General features: G+C 57.2%; 16 protein-coding genes. 9 read left to right on the top strand and 7 right to left on the bottom strand.

Translation table 11 applies throughout. From position 1 onward, the window contains the following. Positions 1-416: 416 nt before the first annotated feature. On the top strand, positions 417-662 hold the full coding sequence (moaD, locus tag KJ653_04545) for a molybdopterin converting factor subunit 1 (GenBank protein ID MBU0685100.1): 246 nt from the start codon (positions 417-419) through the stop codon (positions 660-662). After that, positions 659-2,425, top strand: coding sequence for a hypothetical protein (locus tag KJ653_04550; protein MBU0685101.1), 1,767 nt, complete (start codon positions 659-661; stop codon positions 2,423-2,425). The genes moaD and KJ653_04550 overlap by 4 nt, the downstream gene beginning before the upstream one ends. A gap of 12 nt (positions 2,426-2,437) precedes the next feature. On the opposite strand, the gene KJ653_04555 is transcribed toward KJ653_04550, so the two are convergent. The 5 genes from KJ653_04555 to KJ653_04575 all read right to left on the bottom strand — a co-directional run bounded on the left by KJ653_04555 (position 2,438) and on the right by KJ653_04575 (position 6,063). Continuing rightward, positions 2,438-2,863: a UPF0179 family protein gene (locus tag KJ653_04555; GenBank protein MBU0685102.1), complete on the bottom strand. Its 426-nt coding sequence runs from the start codon at positions 2,861-2,863 to the stop codon at positions 2,438-2,440. Positions 2,864-2,880: 17 nt separating this feature from the next. Beyond that, positions 2,881-3,945 (bottom strand): NAD(P)-dependent glycerol-1-phosphate dehydrogenase, encoded by a 1,065-nt coding sequence (locus KJ653_04560; GenBank protein ID MBU0685103.1) that lies wholly within the window; start codon positions 3,943-3,945, stop codon positions 2,881-2,883. Between the two features lie 108 nt (positions 3,946-4,053). Continuing rightward, positions 4,054-4,419 carry a response regulator gene (locus tag KJ653_04565; GenBank protein MBU0685104.1) on the bottom strand — a complete coding sequence of 122 codons (366 nt, stop codon included), beginning with the start codon at positions 4,417-4,419 and terminating at the stop codon, positions 4,054-4,056. Beyond that, positions 4,416-5,141, bottom strand: a complete 726-nt coding sequence (locus KJ653_04570) for a hypothetical protein (GenBank protein MBU0685105.1) — start codon at positions 5,139-5,141, stop codon at positions 4,416-4,418. The genes KJ653_04565 and KJ653_04570 overlap by 4 nt, the downstream gene beginning before the upstream one ends. 133 nt (positions 5,142-5,274) lie before the next feature. Continuing rightward, positions 5,275-6,063: a DUF4130 domain-containing protein gene (locus tag KJ653_04575; protein ID MBU0685106.1), complete on the bottom strand. Its 789-nt coding sequence runs from the start codon at positions 6,061-6,063 to the stop codon at positions 5,275-5,277. 101 nt (positions 6,064-6,164) lie between these two features. On the opposite strand from KJ653_04575, the gene KJ653_04580 reads away from it, so the two are divergent. The 3 genes from KJ653_04580 to sepF all read left to right on the top strand — a co-directional run bounded on the left by KJ653_04580 (position 6,165) and on the right by sepF (position 9,268). Then, entirely contained in the window at positions 6,165-8,300 is a 2,136-nt protein-coding gene (locus KJ653_04580; GenBank protein ID MBU0685107.1) for a tetratricopeptide repeat protein, read from the top strand. After that, on the top strand, positions 8,297-8,824 hold the full coding sequence (locus KJ653_04585) for an RNA-binding protein (GenBank protein ID MBU0685108.1): 528 nt from the start codon (positions 8,297-8,299) through the stop codon (positions 8,822-8,824). The genes KJ653_04580 and KJ653_04585 overlap by 4 nt, the downstream gene beginning before the upstream one ends. Before the next feature lie 108 nt (positions 8,825-8,932). Continuing rightward, positions 8,933-9,268 (top strand): cell division protein SepF, encoded by a 336-nt coding sequence (gene sepF, locus KJ653_04590; GenBank protein ID MBU0685109.1) that lies wholly within the window; start codon positions 8,933-8,935, stop codon positions 9,266-9,268. A gap of 62 nt (positions 9,269-9,330) precedes the next feature. Here sepF and KJ653_04595 read toward each other — a convergent pair whose 3' ends face one another. Next, a complete protein-coding gene (locus KJ653_04595; GenBank protein ID MBU0685110.1) occupies positions 9,331-10,056 on the bottom strand; it encodes an AAA family ATPase in 726 nt (241 codons plus the stop codon). A gap of 176 nt (positions 10,057-10,232) precedes the next feature. Between KJ653_04595 and KJ653_04600 the strand changes: the two genes are divergently transcribed. Then, a complete protein-coding gene (locus KJ653_04600; GenBank protein MBU0685111.1) occupies positions 10,233-11,543 on the top strand; it encodes an HD domain-containing protein in 1,311 nt (436 codons plus the stop codon). Here the strand turns inward: KJ653_04600 and KJ653_04605 are convergent. After that, positions 11,540-12,976 (bottom strand): RtcB family protein, encoded by a 1,437-nt coding sequence (locus KJ653_04605; protein ID MBU0685112.1) that lies wholly within the window; start codon positions 12,974-12,976, stop codon positions 11,540-11,542. The two genes, KJ653_04600 and KJ653_04605, sit on opposite strands and share 4 nt — an antisense overlap. Before the next feature lie 278 nt (positions 12,977-13,254). Between KJ653_04605 and KJ653_04610 the strand changes: the two genes are divergently transcribed. The 3 genes from KJ653_04610 to KJ653_04620 all read left to right on the top strand — a co-directional run bounded on the left by KJ653_04610 (position 13,255) and on the right by KJ653_04620 (position 17,837). Beyond that, positions 13,255-16,674 (top strand): zinc ribbon domain-containing protein, encoded by a 3,420-nt coding sequence (locus tag KJ653_04610; GenBank protein MBU0685113.1) that lies wholly within the window; start codon positions 13,255-13,257, stop codon positions 16,672-16,674. Between the two features lie 89 nt (positions 16,675-16,763). Then, complete coding sequence (locus tag KJ653_04615) at positions 16,764-17,369, top strand: hypothetical protein (protein ID MBU0685114.1); 606 nt, start codon at positions 16,764-16,766, stop codon at positions 17,367-17,369. An 81-nt stretch (positions 17,370-17,450) separates the two neighbouring features. Beyond that, positions 17,451-17,837 (top strand): zinc ribbon domain-containing protein, encoded by a 387-nt coding sequence (locus KJ653_04620; protein MBU0685115.1) that lies wholly within the window; start codon positions 17,451-17,453, stop codon positions 17,835-17,837. Positions 17,838-17,839: the final 2 nt, after the last annotated feature.

Below are 17,839 nucleotides of genomic sequence, written 5' to 3' on the forward strand. Positions count from 1 at the left end.
TCGTCGATAGCCTTGCCATTAGGTTCTCCGAGAGAAGACTATCTGTTGGCCTTCAACCTCCACTTGGCACTCTAGAGTTGAAAAGCCTTGCTATTGCGTGCAGTCCGCGAACGCGCTACTCCGCATAAGTAGGTTTTCGAACACGACCTGATAATAAACTTTCACTGGAAACTGAGGTTCCATCGGAAATCGATGTCACATATGTTATCAGATTTATTATCAGTTGATACTGCCAGATTGAGTAACTGTTCACATTTGACCACGTCATGCAACGAATGACCTCTTGTCCGAAACCCGGATTGGGAGAAGCTTCTGTCGTGTCAGCATTCCTCCTTTCCAACGAGTCGCATTATTTGAATAGCGGCAGAACATCTACCATCTTGCGACTGTACCGTGCAGGGCGCGGAGGATGTGCAATGAGGGTCAAGGTGAAGCTGTTCGCAGCTTTCAGGGACATTGTGGGAACGAAGGAGGAGGATCTTGAGCTGAGGGAAGGATCAACCGTCCAAAGCCTGCTCGAGGACTACATTCTCAGGTTCCCGCAGATGGGTCGCTTCAGAGAACACATAATCCTATCCGTGAACAAGGAATACGGGGCTCCCAGCAAACTGCTCAAGGATGGAGACGAGGTTTCCTTCTTGCCTCCGGTCAGCGGGGGATGAATCCTGCATCGGTGGTGGGCGACCTGAGAATCGCGGGGTTGTTCTCATGCGTGTTCTGCCTATCCTTGTTGGCCACAGGCATCCAGGTCGCTGCCAGCCCATCAGAATCTCCAGATCCAGGTCTAACCGACGCAGTGTCGCACGCGCCCGAGGTGCAGGCGACCAACTACGTGTATCTCAACTACACGGAAATCAAGAATCATCTTCTGGCTATCCAATCAAAGTATCCGGACATATCGAAGGTCTACGATATCGGGAATTCCTGGGAGAAGAACCAAGGGACTGCTGACCGAGACATCTTGGCGATCAAGATATCGGACAATGTGGCTGTGGATGAGAACGAGCCGGAGGTGCTGATCGTCGGCTTGCACCACGCCAGGGAGTGGACCACCTCGGAGCTCGCTCTCGCCATCGCGGAGAACTTGACTGCTAAGTATCAGAACGATTCGAGATTGAGCTGGCTCGTGGACAACAGGGAGATTTGGATCGTCCCGATCGTCAATCCAGACGGGTTGGACTACGCGCTTGAGACTGACCAGTGGTGGCGGAAGAACCGACATTTGAACGGTGATGGGTCCTACGGGGTCGACCTTAACCGGAACTACGGCGGCTCGATGAACGGCGATTCTGCCGGGGCATGGGGTGGGGCTGGCTCTTCTCATGTTCCGAGCAACGAAGTCTACTGCGGCCTCGGACCCTTCTCGGAGCCGGAGACGCAAGCCGTCAGGGACCTGGTCCTGGCGCGCAATTTCACCCTAATGTTGGACTACCACAGCTTCGGTGATTTGGTCATGTGGCCGTGGGGATACAATGCCAACAAGACCGCGGACGATGCCGATCTTGTGAGGATCGGGAACGAGTTCGCCGCGCTGAACGGATACATCCCCGAGCAGTCCGTTGGGCTGTATCCGACCACGGGTGACTCCATTGACTGGATGTACGGAGCAGAGGATGTGTACCCGTTCTGTTTCGAAGTGGGCCAGTTGTTCCACCCGACGAGTACGGCCGATGTCTTGGGCATAATCGGGGAGAATCTGCCGCCCGCGTATCTCGGGATCGAGATCGCTGGAGACCGGCAGGAGAGGCCCTTCCAGATTGAACACGCTACCGTGTCCGCGCGGGACTACTCATCGTCCGGCTTCCTAGTGGACGCCAACATAACTGCGGCTAGAGGCGTCGATGTTGTCGCCCTGAGTGTCTTCTATAGCGTCGATGGTGGCGCCTGGTCCGATGTGGGTATGGCTCGATTGGCTGGAAACGATTCCTACGAGGCAATGATTCCCGCTCAGTCCATCGGCAGCATCGTCGACTACTACATCGTCGCACACGATGTATCCGGCGTGGAGCTGATGTCTCCGAGGTACGCCCCGTATGAGCTTCACTCATTTCTTGTGACTGCGGGCTCCACACCACCGATAGCCGAAGCAGGAGACGACCGATCAGTGCTAGTAGGAGAAACAGTCGTACTCGACGGGAGCGGGTCAACGGATGACATCGGCATCGAGAACTACACCTGGACATTCACATACAATGGTTCTCCGGTCTCGCTCTACGGTCCGACACCTTCCTTCGAGTTCTGGGTTCCAGGTGTGTACGAGATTGTCCTCAACGTCTCGGACGCCGCCGGTTTGCACGGTATCGATATGGTGAATGTGACGGTTTCGGGCGAACCGATCCCGGAGTTCGGCTCCTTGCTGGTGCCGACCGTGCTGCTCCTGATTCTGGCGGTCGGCCTACGGCGCAGGACGAGCAAAGGTTCTTGATCTCTTAGGAGGTCAATCGAGCAGGACGAGCTTCAGATTCAAGCCCTTTGGGCACTCGATTGCAAGGTCTTCCACGGAAGTGATCTTGAACCTTGTGCCTTCCGCTCCCATGGGCCTGCAGAGCCTCCGGTTAGGGCAGCCTTGCTTGTTGCAGTCCGCTTCTTCGAACGTGATCATGGACCCTTCGACTGCTTGAGAGTTCGGGATCGCGGCCCTGGTCGGGACGCGCTCGACCTCGACGACCCTCACGCCGCCCTCGTGGATTCTGCACTCGTGATGCACATCCCTTACATCGGTCACCTTGTACCATCTGTTCTGCTCGAGGTGGAAGCAGACGTTCTTCACCTTGCACTCCCTGCAATCCGCTATCGGACCACCGAAAACGAACTCGAACCCCTTCTTGCACTGAGACTCGCCGACGACCGTCACCAATACCATCCTGAAACACCCCTTGCTCAGACCACTTTCGTAATCCTGGCCAGGCGTTCAGCGGCGTCCGGAGTCAGCCCTCTATCCCCGAGCACGGTGTATCGGTCCTTCCTGATCTCGTGCGCGTGCACGAGTGCCTCTATCAGCTGTTCTTCGGACACACCGAGCTCCTTGGAGCTCGTAGGCGCACCTATCATCTGGAGGGCGTCCCGCATACGTTGCCAGTTTCCTCCATGTAGGTACATCATCATGATTGACCCGACGCCGCACTGCTCTCCGTGGAGAGCCTTGCCTGGCGCGATCTTATCGAGAAGGTGAGAGAACATGTGTTCAGAGCCGCTCGTGGGCCTGGATGAACCCGCAACGGCCATTGAGATCCCCGAGATGATTATGGGCCTTATCGCCACCCATACGCTCTCCTCGAGGTTGGGCTTGATCCCGGCCGCGTTCTCAATGATGGATTCCGCGGCGTACTTGGCCAGGTTCGCCGCGCTTGAGCTGAAGTCCTCCGTCCTGAGTCTCACGGCGAGCTCCCAGTCGAGGACGGCCGTCGTGTTGGAGATGACATCGGCGCACCCTGATGCCAGCAGACGATACGGAGCTTTGACTATCAGGGCGGTATCGGCAATGACGCCCAAAGGGACGCTCGCAATGAGGGAGAGCGAGTTGCCGCCGTCCTTGATGGATGCGCGCGGGCTCGCGAGTCCGTCGTGCGATGCGGATGTGGGCACGCTGATGAACGGCATCTTGAGGTTCGCTGAGGCGAGCTTCGCCAGGTCGATCTTGCTTCCGCCTCCGACGCCCAGGAGGAACGAGGCCTTGACATCCTTCGCTATCTCCTCGACCTTGACCAGGTTCTGCTGGGTAGCAACGCCGACCTCGACCTGCTGCACATCGTACTTCTTCTGCAAGAGGGCGTCCTTGACCTGGTGGGCAGCGAGCGCGCCCGTCGTGGGCCCGGTGACTATGAGTGCGGTGCCTCTGAGCTCGAAGCCCTCGCACATATCACCGATCTGACTTATGCAGCCGTGCCCGGCGAGGACCTGTCTAGGAAAATTCATGGCCCGGGTCTTCGTGAAGCCATCCAACATCTTTCAGCACTACCTCGGTACAATATGTCCCTTTGGTTCTTTAACTTATCGGTTTGTATTCGGATGCAGACATATATATGCCAGCAGCCAAAGAACACGACGGATTCGTCACCTTGGGTTCGAGATCTTCTCCATCTTCTCTATGAGGTCGTCCATCCGGAACGGCTTAGGCAGGAACTCGACCGCGCCCGCTTCCCGGGCCTCCTTCTCCACCAGGACATCCGCACTCACGAAGATCACCTTCTGGTTAGGATTCAACTTGATGATCTCCTTGGTGGCGTCCACCCCGTTCATGACGGGCATCCTGTGGTCCATGATGATCACATCAGGCTTGTCTACCGAATTGCCATACTTCCTGAGCGCTTCCTCGCCGTCGAACGCAGTGCCGACCACCCTGTAGCCTCTGAGCTGAAGGATGTCGCGGTATAGCTCGACTATGAAGAGCTCGTCGTCGACTATCAGAACGCTCGTCATGGTTTCCCCGCCTTCCTGAGGACCAATACGAAGGCCGAGCCTTCGTCCTCGGTCTTTCCTAGCTGGTGGGCATCGAAGTCTCCGCCGAGGCTGACCGCCATCATCTTGGCGAACAGCAGCCCAGCCATCTTCACCGCCGTAGAGCTGTCCTGCTGGTAGACCGCATCGATGCTCTTGTCCTTCATTGCGGGCGGCAGTCTGGCATTCTGGTCCTCGACCGTCATGCTCCAGCACATCCTGCCACCGCAGTCGATCTCTCTGAGTATCAGGGAGAGTTCGATCTCCTCGTTCCTATCCAGTCCTACGATGCTGACCATCAGGTTGAGGATAAGGTTCTCCGCGAAGCTGTCGCCCAGCACGTAGGCTTCGTCGATCCTCGGGCTTATGCTCAGCCTGACCTTCTTATCGGGGAAATGTCTCCTTAGCTCCCTCTCGGAGTGCAGTATCGCGGCCATAAGGTCCGCAGGTTTGAAGGAGTTCGGGTCGGCTTCTCTTGCGGCCATCAGTCTCTTGATGTTCTCTATGAGAATCGTTGAAGTGCGGATATGCGAGACCGCCTTCTCCACGTACTTCCTGACGGCCTTGTCCGTGCTCGAGGTCGAGAGGATCAGCTCGAGGTATCCGAGGACGGCCTGGTTGCTGTTCAGTATGTCGTGGCCTAACATGTCCATGTAGAATGCTAGCTGCTTCTGCTGTTCGATGTCAACCTGCATCTCGGCCACAGATACCGTATCCTAGATGATGCCCGATTATTGTCATGCGGTCGTGCGCATATCAATCTTGTGGGGGCTATCTAGATTTGGTTCGTCGAGGCCATGTCGTTCCACGACCGTCGAGCGCCATGAATGCCCGGTTCTACGCAGGGAAATCGTCCAATGTAACCTTGGGGACGGTCCCGTAGACCTGCGCGCCGTCGCACACCCACTTCCAGTAGTTCTTCGGCAGCGCCCCGCCGTAGTAGCTCGGATCCTTCTTGGACTCAATATGCGTGAGGTCCGTCAAGAGCATCCAGTATCTGCTCGAGTCCCTTCTGCCGGGCCTCTCAGGGAACTTCTTTCTGGAGTCCACCAGGATCTCGTCCTTGTAGCATATGTGCGCATGTTCCTCGTTAAGGACGACCACTGAGAACCCCGGATGCCGCTTGGCATAGTGCCTCAGGACGAGGTCCACGATCCTGTGCTCGAAGCTGCCCCTGCCTATGACCGCCTTGTTCTGCGTGTCCTCCACGAAGGTGATGTATTGCTTCGCCCGTCTGAACTCGCCCGTGACGCGCCTCACGCGGTCCTTCATCTCCTTGGCATCCGGCGACTGCTGGGCCAGATACGCCTTCGTCCCCGTCCTTTCGATCTGCGATAGGACAGTGAATATCAGCTGGAACCTGTCGGGGGAGTTGAACCTGGACGCCCAGAAGATCTCGTCCTCCAGGATCTCCCACAGCTTCTCGTCCTCGAGGAAATCCAGGCCTCCATGCTCCTCCTTGTATTGGGAGTACAGCGTGTCATAGTCAAGGGATTCGGAGTCCACAACGTCCTCGAAGTAGAACTTCTTGCTCTCCATGTCCTCAACGGGCTTCGCCTTGTACACCCTGCCTGCCATGTACGCCTTGATGACTGACCTCGGAGAGGGCTTGAACAGCACCAGCATTGGAGGACCTTTCCCTTCTGAATTATATGCTCGTGTGGATATAAGCTTTGGCCACGGATGCTCAAAAAGACTATCTATGTATTCGGACATGGTAATCCCGCTTGAACCAGCAATCCGATAAGCCGGCAAATGACATCAAGTCCGAGGGTGTCGAGCTGTTCGACAGGGCGAACTCGGAATACGATGCGGGCAACTACGCTAGCGCATTGGAACTCTTTGAGCGGGCGATCGAGCACGGCCTGGTTAGCGAGGTAGTGCTGAACAACAAAGGAGCCGCGCTGGACGCCGTCGGCAGGTACTCCGAGGCCAGCGAGTGCTACCGGAGGGCCACATCGATTTCGTCTTCATACGAGCTTGCCTGGCACAACCTCGGCAACTCGCTCTATTCCCAGGAGTTGTTCGAAATCGCAGCTGCTGCGTACGCCAGGGCCGCCTCTCTCAAGCCCGATCGGAAGGAGAACTGGTCCGGCTTGGCAGCCTCGTACTCGAAGCTCGAGCGGTTCAAGAAGGCCAAGGTCGCCATCGACAAGCTGTCGAAGTTCGCGACTGAGGACGACTCCCTCCTTCTGCTTCAGGCGGACATGTACACTGATGCAGGCTATCTCGAATTAGCGATCAAATGCAGCGATTCGTACATATCCAGACATCCCGACTCGCCCGAGGGATACTCTCGGGGGGGCAACGCGGAACACGAGGCGGGCGACTACGGCAAGGCAATCGACAGCTACGAGAAGGCGCTCAATCTCACACAAGGGGACAAGGAACTCTGGAACAATCTCGGATACACGTGCTTCGTCGCGAGACAGTTTCAGAAGGCGCTCGAGTGCTTCGACAAGGCCATCGCGATCGATCCTCTCTACAAACCTGCCTGGTACAACAAAGGATACGCATACCACGGCGCTGACATGCTCGAGGAAGCCGTCGACTGCTACGGCAAGGCGATCGCAATCGACTCGAAAGACCGGGTCCTGTGGAACAACCTCGGAAACGCGCTTTACAACCTCGGGAAGTACGCGGAGTCCGTCCCGAAGTTCGTGGAGGCGATCGAGGTCGACCCTGACTACGAGATTGCATGGAACAACATAGGGAACGCGCTTGAGAAGATGGGCGGATACAGGGAGGCGCTCCCTTTCCACGACCGGTCCCTTGAGATCGCGCCCGACTTCGACTACGCCATCTATGCCAAGGGCGTATGCAAGTCCATGACGGGGGATCTTGAAGGCGGCTACGACCTCATCCTGGAATCGCTCGAGCTCAACCCTACTTACGACGAGGCGTGGAAGGCACGGTCATGGGCTGCGGGCCAGATGGGCAGGATGGATGATGCTCTCTTGTCGATAGAGGAGGCGTTGTCCCTCAACCCCGAGTTCGACCAGGGCTGGGTCGAGCGCGGTGAGATCATGCTGAAGGTGGGCAATCCCGAGGCTTCCCAGGCTTCGTTCGAGATGGCCCTGAGGTGTCTGGAGAGCGCGAGAACGGATACTGTCGGAGGCCTTGCGACAATCCTCAGGAGGGGCGAGGTGCTCCTCCGCCTCGGGAGATTCGAGGAAGCCCTCGCGAACGTCGAGTCCGTGGTGCTGACCAATAAGCTCGGCCACTCGAGCATCCCGAAAGCGCTGGAGCTCAGGAGGTCCCTGCACCGGATGGATCTCCCGACGGCCGTCAAGGAGGCCATCGAGAGCAGTCCTGATGCCAAGGTGAAGAAAGCATATGCCCGCTTCCTGCTGGATGCGGGAGACTGGCAGACCGCAGGGAGGGTCATCGCGGGGATAGATCCATCATCCAACGATGGTTCCGAGGTCAAGTTCTTGATGGCTCGCATTTCGGCCTTGGGAGGGGATGCCGATAATGCTCTCAAGCTCGTGGAGGGTGCACATGCGGACCCGTCGCAAGCCGTCGAGCGGTTCGATGGAGAGACAAGGGAGGCCAAGGGGGACTTGGAAGGAGCTGCGAGGGCGTACAAGGATGCTCTGTCCCTCAGGCCGAATGATGCATCCATTGCGACGGCGTTGGCTAGAGTCCACTTGAAGAGGCGAGACCTCAAATCGGCGTTAAGGGCTGCGGACATCGCGATTGGCATAGACGCCCGCGAGTGGGAGCCGTACAAGATCAAGTCAGAGGCATATGCCGCAATGGGTGACAAGGACAAGGCGGAGGCGGAGCTGGCTAAGTCCACCTCGAGGTTGGCGAAGGCCGGCCTGAAACAGGAAACGTTGCCCGAGGGTGTTGCTTCATGACCGACCTGAGGCTGAGGAAACGCCACAGGCTGATGCAGAAAGAGATAGCTGCACTGTCTCATCAGATCGACAATTCTCTAGGCACCAAGAGCTTCTCGGAACTGGACGCCGTCGACATGGCCGAAGGGCCGGAGTACGACGTCGTGTTTGTTGACGGGAAGATACTGGCATTCATGCCCGGCGGGACCCCGTTCCTCACAATCAGAGGACTTCTGAGGTACGATGCGACCAAGAGGTTCGTCACCGTGGACATGGGCGCGGTGAAGTTCGTCTACAACGGGGCGGATGTGATGGGACCAGGGATCGTCGCCACAGACTCTGAGATCAAAGAAGGGGACCTGGTCTGGATACGCGACGTGAAGAACCTGCGCCCTCTCGCGGTCGGGCGCGCGCTCGTGCCCGCGGAGACCATGGTCCGCAAGGAAAAGGGGAAGGCCGTGGCATCGGTGCATCACGTGGGCGACAAGCTGTGGCTTGTCGACGAGGAGAAAGAGCCCGAGAAGGAAGAGCCCGCCCGAGACTAGTACATTTTATATCCGGACACGATTATTACTGTGGCTGAGGGATGCACAGTGACGATTCTCAAAAAGAAGCCGTACCCCACTTCAGATGAGTCGGGGTCCAAGGAGACCATGGGAGCAGAGCAATACATCGACCTCACCGAGATGGTGTTCGATGATGAGGATATGGCCGGAGTCGATGGCGCAAAGACCGTGGTCCGGGTCGGAGAGCTGTTCAGGTACGAGGACCTGTCCGCGCTGACGAAGGAAGTCTATGACGACAATCTCGTGATAGTGGACTACACCTCGATCGCGAACGACGACCTGACCATGAAGAGGGTCACCGCGGAGCTGAAGAACGTCGCCAGGGACATCGACGGCGATGTTGCAGGGGTCGGCAAGAACCTGTTGATGATCACTCCACGCGGCGTCAAGATCGACAGGAACAAGATCAAGGGCGGCTTCTGAAGAGCGCTTCTGCTGTCGGCAGTACAGTCATTCATTCAGCCTATGCGCTGTTCCAGGTCCGTTCACTCTGCTATCGGCGTCGTAGCCATGAACTGCCCGTCCCTGAAGATCAGGGTGAGGTAGCCGTGGTGGATCTTCGAATGTCTCATCTTGACAGCGCGTATGCGCAGCTGGACATCCGTCTCTCCCACATCCACGAACTTGAGCAGGATGGTCCCGTCCGCGAGGAAGTCCTCGTGATACGGTCCGAAGGCGCCACCATTGACCTGCGTCTCCGAGATCAGGAAGGTGGTCACACCCAGCCTTTTCAGGAACCCGAAGAAGTGGAACAGCTCCTGCCTGGGGTTCGTGATGCTCGCGAGCGCGTAGATTGCGGTCAGAGAATCGATGACGACTATCTCGACCCCTTCGTTCTCCACCTTCTTGCGCAGGTATTCCTTGAGGATCTTGAACCAGTCTCGTCCGACATCGGCATCCGTGTGCTCGAGCCGCAGCCGTCCTATGTCCACGATGAAGAACTTGCTCTCGTCGATGCCTCCGAACCCGAGCATGCCCATGGCCATCAGTAGACTCTCTTTGCTCTCCTCTATGCTGACGTAGAGGACGTTCACACCCTTCTTCTTGACATTGTTGAGGAGTAAGCTGAGGGCGATCGAGGACTTCATCGTACCCGGAGTCCCGGCGAGCAGGACCACATGCCCTTTCTTGATGCCTCCGCCTATCTTGCTGTCAAAACCGTCTATGTACGTCCGTATCCTGTCAGATTGGTCGTTCGCACCGGACTCCATCAGAAGTCCTCCTCAGGCTATCGTTGAGTGGAAATGTACATGGGTTTTTAAAAGTGTTTGTCTATTGTTATCAAAATCTGGAATGAGGCACTGCAAGGGTTATTCTAGTAGTAGCGCTCGGCTACTGGCCGCACCTACTCAATACAGTTATTAGGCCAAAAGCAGTGTAACGGCCGTTGACAGACCACAAGATCGTCCACGACTCCGTCCATGGGAGCATCAGGGTTGAGGGCGTTTCGCAGTCGTTGCTGGAGGTCCCGGAACTTCAGAGGCTGCACAGCATACACCAGCTCGGTCTTGCATATCTCGTGTATCCAGGTGCGAACCACACGAGGTTCGAACACTCGATCGGCACGTTCTCCGTCGCCAGCAGGATATGCTCGTCCCTCGGCATCCAGCGGGAGGAGGCGCTCTTGGTCCAGTGCGCCGCCCTGTTGCACGATGTCGGCCACCTACCGTATTCGCACACGCTCGAGTTCGTGCTTCACGACCGGTTCAAGATAGACCACGCAGAGATATCCCGACGGCTTATTAGGGGCGAAGACACGGTCCTGAACGACTCTGACAGGCGAATCCTCGGGAAGTACTCCACCATCCCGGAGACGCTCGAAAGGCACGACATCGACCCGAAGGACGTCTCGCGCCTTCTCGAAGGAGGCTCACCTGGTCCCCTGCCGCAGAAGACTCTCGCGAGGGAGAAGGACCAGGCGCACTTCAACTCGAAGAGGTACTTGTCGCAGATAGTCAGCGGGCCCGTGGACGCCGACCAGCTGGACTACCTCAAGAGGGACGCTCACTACACCGGCGTTGCCTACGGCGTGATAGATCTCGACAGGCTCTTCCAGACGATGCAGGTGTTCAACGGCGACCTAGTGGTCGATCGTGGTGGCCTTAGCGCCGTCGAGGGGATGTTGGTGGCGAGGGCGCTGATGTTCTCATCCGTGTACTTCCACAAGACCGTCAGGATTTCAGAGCTCATGCTGGCCAAAGCGGTCGAGCAGCTGGGCAGGAATGAGATAGACACCATACACAGCATGACCGACTACAGCCTGCTGGCCTACATGGTCTCCAAGGGCGGGTACTTCGAGGAGATGGCCACCCTGATCAAGTACCGGAAGCTGTTCAAGAAGGCCTATGCGGTGCGCACGAGCGAAGTCGACGAGGACGGATGGCGACGCGTGGGAGAACTCGGGATCGTTGGCAAGCGCCGGGTCATCGAGGAGGACATAGCTCGGAGAGCAGGCGTCGACCCGGGTAGCGTGATTATCGATGTCCCTTCAAGCGAGCTGGAGGTGTCCGAACCCAGGATCTCGCTGACCGATGTGAGGATATTGGACGACGGCCATGTGAAGATGCTGCCGAGGATAAGCTCCATCGCGGCGTCATTGCAGATCCGTAAGGTCCATGAGTGGGCGCTCATGGTCGCATGTCCCGCTAAGGAAAAGGACAAGGTGGCGAAAGCCGCTGCGAAGATCCTTGGACCCTAGCCTTTCATGACGCCGAGCGGTTTCAGGCGCGCGACCATCTTGGATATTCCTGCGCCGTGAGCTATCCTGACGACATCGTCTATGTTCTTGTAGGCACCAGGAGCCTCCTCTACGATACCGTCCTTGGAGGCGGCCTTGATGTAGATCCCCCTCCCCTGGAGCATCGATACCACCTCGTTCACGGAGAACTTGCGTGTCGCTGAAGTCCTGGACATCAGCCTGCCCGCCCCGTGGCAGGTCGACCCGAAGGTCTCCTTCATCGCGTGCGCAGTTCCGACAAGCACGTAGCTCGCCGAACCCATGTCTCCAGGTATCAGGACAGGCTGGCCGACTTCCCTGTATTTCGCAGGGACCTCTGGACGGCTGCCGTCGAATGCGCGGGTCGCTCCTTTCCTGTGGACGTAGAGCTTCCTCCGCTTGCCCTCGAACTCGTGCTCCTCCAGCTTGCATATGTTGTGCGCGACGTCGTACACGCAGCTCATGCCCATTTCCTCGGCCTTCCTGCCAAGCGCGCTCTCAAAGGATTCCCGAACCCAGTGGAGTATCAGCTGCCTGTTCGCCCAGGCGTAGTTCGCCGCCGCGCTCATCGCCTTGAAGCAATCCTGGCCCTCGTTCGAGTTCACAGGGGCACAAGCAAGCTGCCTGTCCGGGACCGAGATGTTGTACTTCCTTATTGCCTGCTCCATGGTCCTGATGTAGTCGCTCGCTATCTGGTGCCCGCATCCTCTCGAGCCGGAATGTATGCTCACCATGATCTGATCCACTGAATGTATCCCCAACGCCTTCGCCGCCTCGAGGTCGAGGATCTTCTCCACCCTCTGAAGCTCAAGAAAGTGATTGCCTCCTCCGAGCGTGCCGAGCTGAGGTGCACCTCTCTGCTTCGCCTTCGTGTCGACCTTGGAGGGGTCCGCCGTGCTCATCCGCCCGTTCTCCTCGCTCGAGGCTAGGTCGTCCTCCCAACCATAGCCCTGCTCGACGGCCCATCGGGCCCCGCCTTCCAGAACATCGTCGATTTGGCTGATTGACAATCGGAGCTTGCCCTTCTCGCCCACTCCAGATGGGACGTTGTTGAAGATAGTATCTATCAGTTTCTTGATGTCCCGCCCGACATCATGGACAGTGAGGTCAGTCCTGACGAGCTTGACGCCGCAATTGACGTCGTAGCCAATCCCTCCAGGGGATATGATGCCATTGTCCGCATCGAAGGCGGCAACACCTCCTATCGGGAAGCCGTACCCCCAATGGATGTCGGGCATGGCAAGCGATTTGCCAACGATCCCCGGCAAGCATGCGACATTCGCGGCCTGCTCAGGCGCGTTGTCGCCCTTGACAGACTGGATCATCTTGTCGTCGGCGAATATGACGGCTGAAGTCGACATGCAGGGTTTGAACGATCTCGGTATCTCGTACCTGAACTCGTCGATCTTGTTCATCGGCCCTGTCCATCCCAAGAATACTCACCAAACCGAGCCACATTGTTGGTTATATATTAAACTTGTGAGAATGGCCGCGTGCTGGCTAGTCGCGTCGTTATCTCGGCGCGCCACCCGGGCGCGCTCGTGCGCTCGCATTGACTCACTCAAAAGAATCGCACTAGCCAGACTATATATATAGGACCAAACCAATAGCAATACTCAAGCGACTCCAGTGGCTGGCATCACTAAGGATGGGGCCTGGACTGCTTCGAGATCTCCCCCGAGGTGTTCAGAGTTTGACCGAAGAACCTGCGATATACTGCCCACTATGTGGCAACAAAGTGCCTCCTGGAGTGACCAAGTGTCTTGTCTGCGCGACGGAGCTCCAGAAGGTCATTTCGAGGCGGTCGTTGGACAAGGCTGAGGCTTCTAAGCCACTTGCCGATTACATCAGGAAGGAGCTTCCAAAGACCGAGTTGCATGCCGCGAAGGTCACATGCCCTCAGTGTGCTCTGGAGCTTCACGGGGGCGAGGCGAAGTGCCCGAGATGCGGGATCCCCCTGAAGAGCGAGCAGGACATGCTTGAATGTCCGGAGTGTGGAGCTCTAACTCCTGAGGACGCGAAGGCATGTCCGAACTGTGGAGTCGGCTTTGAGGATCAGGAGGAAGAAGAAGTCCCTGTACCTGCCCCGCCGCTCCCGGTCAAAGTGGGACCGCCAGAACTCCTCGAGCCAAAGATACTTCCTCAGGCGCCTACAGAACCCAGACCAGAGGTAGTCACATCGTTGCCGGAGAGAGTCTCTACCACTAGCGGTCTGGGTGCGGTCAATGGAAGAGGCGCCATCAATGGGACTGGACTGATCAACGGTACCGGTCTGGTGAATGGCACCGGGATGACTAACGGCACCCAAGTCGGGGGGCGAATGACGCCCGCCACGAGCAGGCGCGGGTCGTTCCTCACAAGATGGCAGTTCCTCGCGGTCGTTGTAGCTATTGTCATCGTGATCCCCACATTCATATTCCTTTCCTATTCGGGGCCCTCTGAGGGCCCCACCATTGACGGAAACTTCGGAGATTGGTCCCATACAGACAAGCTAGGGATATATTCGGTCGCCGGTTCCGCCCCCGTCGACATAGATGAGTGGGCGACTCAGGTGAAAGGTCAGCAGCTCTTCCTGTATTTCCGCGTGCAAGAAGCGCTCATGGGCTCCACAAACGTCGACTCATTCTACCTGTTCGTCGATTCCGACAACTCACCCAGCACGGGTTATGCCATATCAGGTATCGGTGCGGACTATCTCATGGAGGTGAGCGGCTGGAACGGCAGCGTTCAGTCGACCTCACTGAGCAGATACGAATCAACTACGGACCAATATCAATATGACTGGAACGCCTGGGTGAAGCTGAATTCGTTCAGCGCGTCCCTGGGGACGAACCAATTGGAGGCGATGGCCGAAATGCCGGTCGCCCTGAACGGGAATGCCAAGTTCGTTCTGATGTCACAGGACTACCTCTACAGGAACTCCGTGAGCTATGCAGTCCCGACCGTCGGAGGCGTCCTCGTTGTCGAGCAGTTCATGGGTACGGGGGTTCCGGCCGATGGCATAGTGGCTCGGGCCTCGGGAGTTGTCATGCTCCGACTTGTTTTCTCCTGCCAGGGCGGTGGCGGCACTGTCCAGAACGTAGCACCGTCGGTATCGGGCGCCGAATTCACTGCCTCCTTCGAGCAGTTCACGCTAAGACCGGGAGATGAGCACATCTTGGATTTACAGTTCAACACCCTCGCATCCACAGTAGAATCGATGGTCTCGGTATCAGTCGCACCAGGCGGTATCACATCAACATTTTCCAGCGTTCAGGTGTTCGGATTCCCTGTCAGGGCGTATGTCGCCTCGGCCCCCGCAGACATCCACGTAGATGGGGCGTTCGGGGATTGGACGGGCAGGACGAGCATGGACGCTGATTCGACGTCCGTAGGGAACGCTAACATCAACATCAATTCCGTGGGCGCGGTGAACACGACCAGCTCATCCAGTTTCTACGTGAGCGTGGTTGGAGACATGTGCAGCGGGTCCTATGTACCGTTCATCTTCAGCAAGCCCTCCGGCCCAGGCGGGGGTGGCGGGGGCATCGTGATCCCTCAGCGGAACACGGGAGAGGACATCCTCAGGGTGTACATCGACAGTGATATGTCGGCTGCAACTGGATATCCCATGTCGCTCTCCTCCAAGACCATAGGAGCGGATTTCAAGATTGAGGTCATGGGCATCTACGGCAAGATCACATCCAAATCTCTGATGAGCTGCTCTGGAGGCTCATGGGACTTGGTTTCTAGCGCCCTTGTCAGCGCAGCTAGCGACGCTCAGCGGCTAGAGCTTCAGGTCTCCTCAGATGCCATTTCCAGTAGTGTATCAATCGACTACGTCATCGAAACTACCGATTGGAGGGGCAGATCGGATCTCTCGACTTCTGCGCCGCAGGGCACGAGGGCATGGACAATAGACGGCACAACTACCTCGACGGCTGCGACTGCAATGTCATATCAGAGGAAGCTCTTCTACGACGGCACGAACTTCTGGAGCTTCTACTGGGACGGGACCAACACCGTGTACAAGTACAGCACTGACTCAGGCGTCACATGGGCCGCCGGGGGGACTGTGTTCAAGGCGGCCGGAGTGAATGAGGCATCGATATGGTGGGATGCATCCAACAGTACAGTCTACGTCGTCGGAGACACTTCGACAGCCACTGTGACCGTCCGTCTTCAAAAGGGGACCGTCTCGCCCGCGACCCGCGCTATTTCATGGGCCATCTCCGACCAGACTCTTGCAGTGTCCTCAAACATCATAGCTGGGAAGAACGCATTCATATCAAGGGATGCATCTGGCTACATCTGGGTCATGTCCTCCAACTTGACCGCTCCAGCTCCAACTAGGTACGACCTCTCTACCTTCAGGAGTTCTGCGACGGACAGCATAACGAGCTGGCTGTTCGGCGGGAACATGCTGGACACGGATAGCTCCCAGCCGACGGTCAAGGGCAGCGTGCTGCCTGCGGGCACGGGCACAGACGTATGGGCCGTGTATGGCTACAACGGTATAGTCGCCGCGAGGAAACTGACATCGGGCGTATGGTCAGCGCAGACGACGATCTATACTGGAGCAACTAATACCAACACAGAAATTGCGCCGCCGTGCGCTGTCGTTGACGGCAACGGCGTCATCCATGTCGTGTACGGAAACGACCACGAGCAACCTATCGGAACGTCAAAGCCGTACATCTACTACGTCTACAACACGGGCTCTGGATGGTCGGTCCCTTACAGGCTTGAGAGTGTTGCGAACAACCTCGGGAACGTTTATCCGACTATATCGGTGGACTCCTCCACAGGAACGGTCTATGCATTCTGGATAGAGACTGATACCAACGGAGTCGGCATCACGGTGACGGGCAAGAAGAACACTAGCGGTGCCTGGACGGCCTTGACGCTGTCGGGTCAGACGGCGGGCGCAAAGCAATACCTCAATTCGATCTACTCCGCCTCGGGAGAACAGTACATCTGCTGGCAGTGGACCCAGAACACTACAAGTCCGATCCAGGTCCTGTTCGACAAGCTACCTGAGTTCAAGAGCGTCATCATGCCCGTGCTGTTCCTGACGCTGATAGTCGTGGTCGGGATGCATCGGAGGAGAGGCAAGACCCGCAGAGACGTATGAGGTGCCTGTTATCGCCAGACACGTCTGAGTTCGATTACTTATATAATGGGTAAAACTATTCCTAAGCGATGGAAAGGTAGCGGAAGGATATGACCGAAGAACCGCACAAGGATATATTTCTCAGCTGTTTCAAGTGTGGCCGCATAGTCCGCTCGAACGACACTGAATGCCCTAGGTGCGGCCTTCAGTTCGGTCCTGGGACACTGTTCGAGTGCCCGTTCTGCTGCGGCCTAATCTGGCGCAATGCCACGACATGCACCACGTGCGGCATCGATCTAACCAAATTCTCCGAGAACGTGGAGAAGTCGAGCTCCGGATTCGATATGGACGAATTCGTGGACAGCATCATCAACACGGAGCTCAAGGAGATGAAGGATTCCATTCGGAGGGTCGCATGCCCTGGCTGCGGCCTGATGATAAGGGGCGACGAGGACAGGTGCCCAAGATGCGACCTCCCGCTGGAGGAGGCCCAAGTGGATTGCCCTGTCTGCGGAGAGAAGCTGCCGCTCTCGGCAACCGCGTGCTCCAACTGCCAGGCGGTCTTCGTCGTCACGCCCGGAGGCGCAGACGATGAGGAAGAGGTCGAGGAGGCCATTCTGATAACCGAGGGTGAACCTAGGCGGAGATCCTCCAAGAAGCCTTCAACCACGAAGAAGAAACCCGCCAAGAAGGCGAAGCCCAAGAAGGCCAAGTAGAAATAGTCTGGCTTCTCGTAATAATCGTTTTCTAATGCTGTGCGACAATGATTTAAATAACCGTAGTTGCATCTTTGTATCATGGACAAGGAGCCACTGCCAGTCTTCGTTTTCGGATGCGTCACTTGCGGAAAGACCGTGGCTGGGACAGAGAAGAGTTGCCCAAGGTGTGGCGCTTCGTTCGAGGACGTGAAGTTCGAGTGCCCCTTCTGCGGGGAGTTGATTTCGCCCATGCAGCGCAGGTGCGAATCCTGCGGAACTGAGTTCTCTGACTTCGCGGAGGGAGTTTCTGAGATGTCGACGGTCGATCTCGACAGGGCCGAGACCGTCACTGTTCCGGAATCGGCCGTTGCCGATTCCAAGTCAGCCGACCCTCCCGAAGTCCTGGAGTTCGAGTGCCCGAGCTGCGGGAAGCCGGTGTCGGAGAACGACACTGAATGCCCCAACTGCGGGGCCAGGTTCGCCTGAAC

The organism is Candidatus Thermoplasmatota archaeon (genome assembly GCA_018814355.1).
GTDB lineage: Archaea > Thermoplasmatota > Thermoplasmata > UBA10834 > UBA10834 > COMBO-56-21.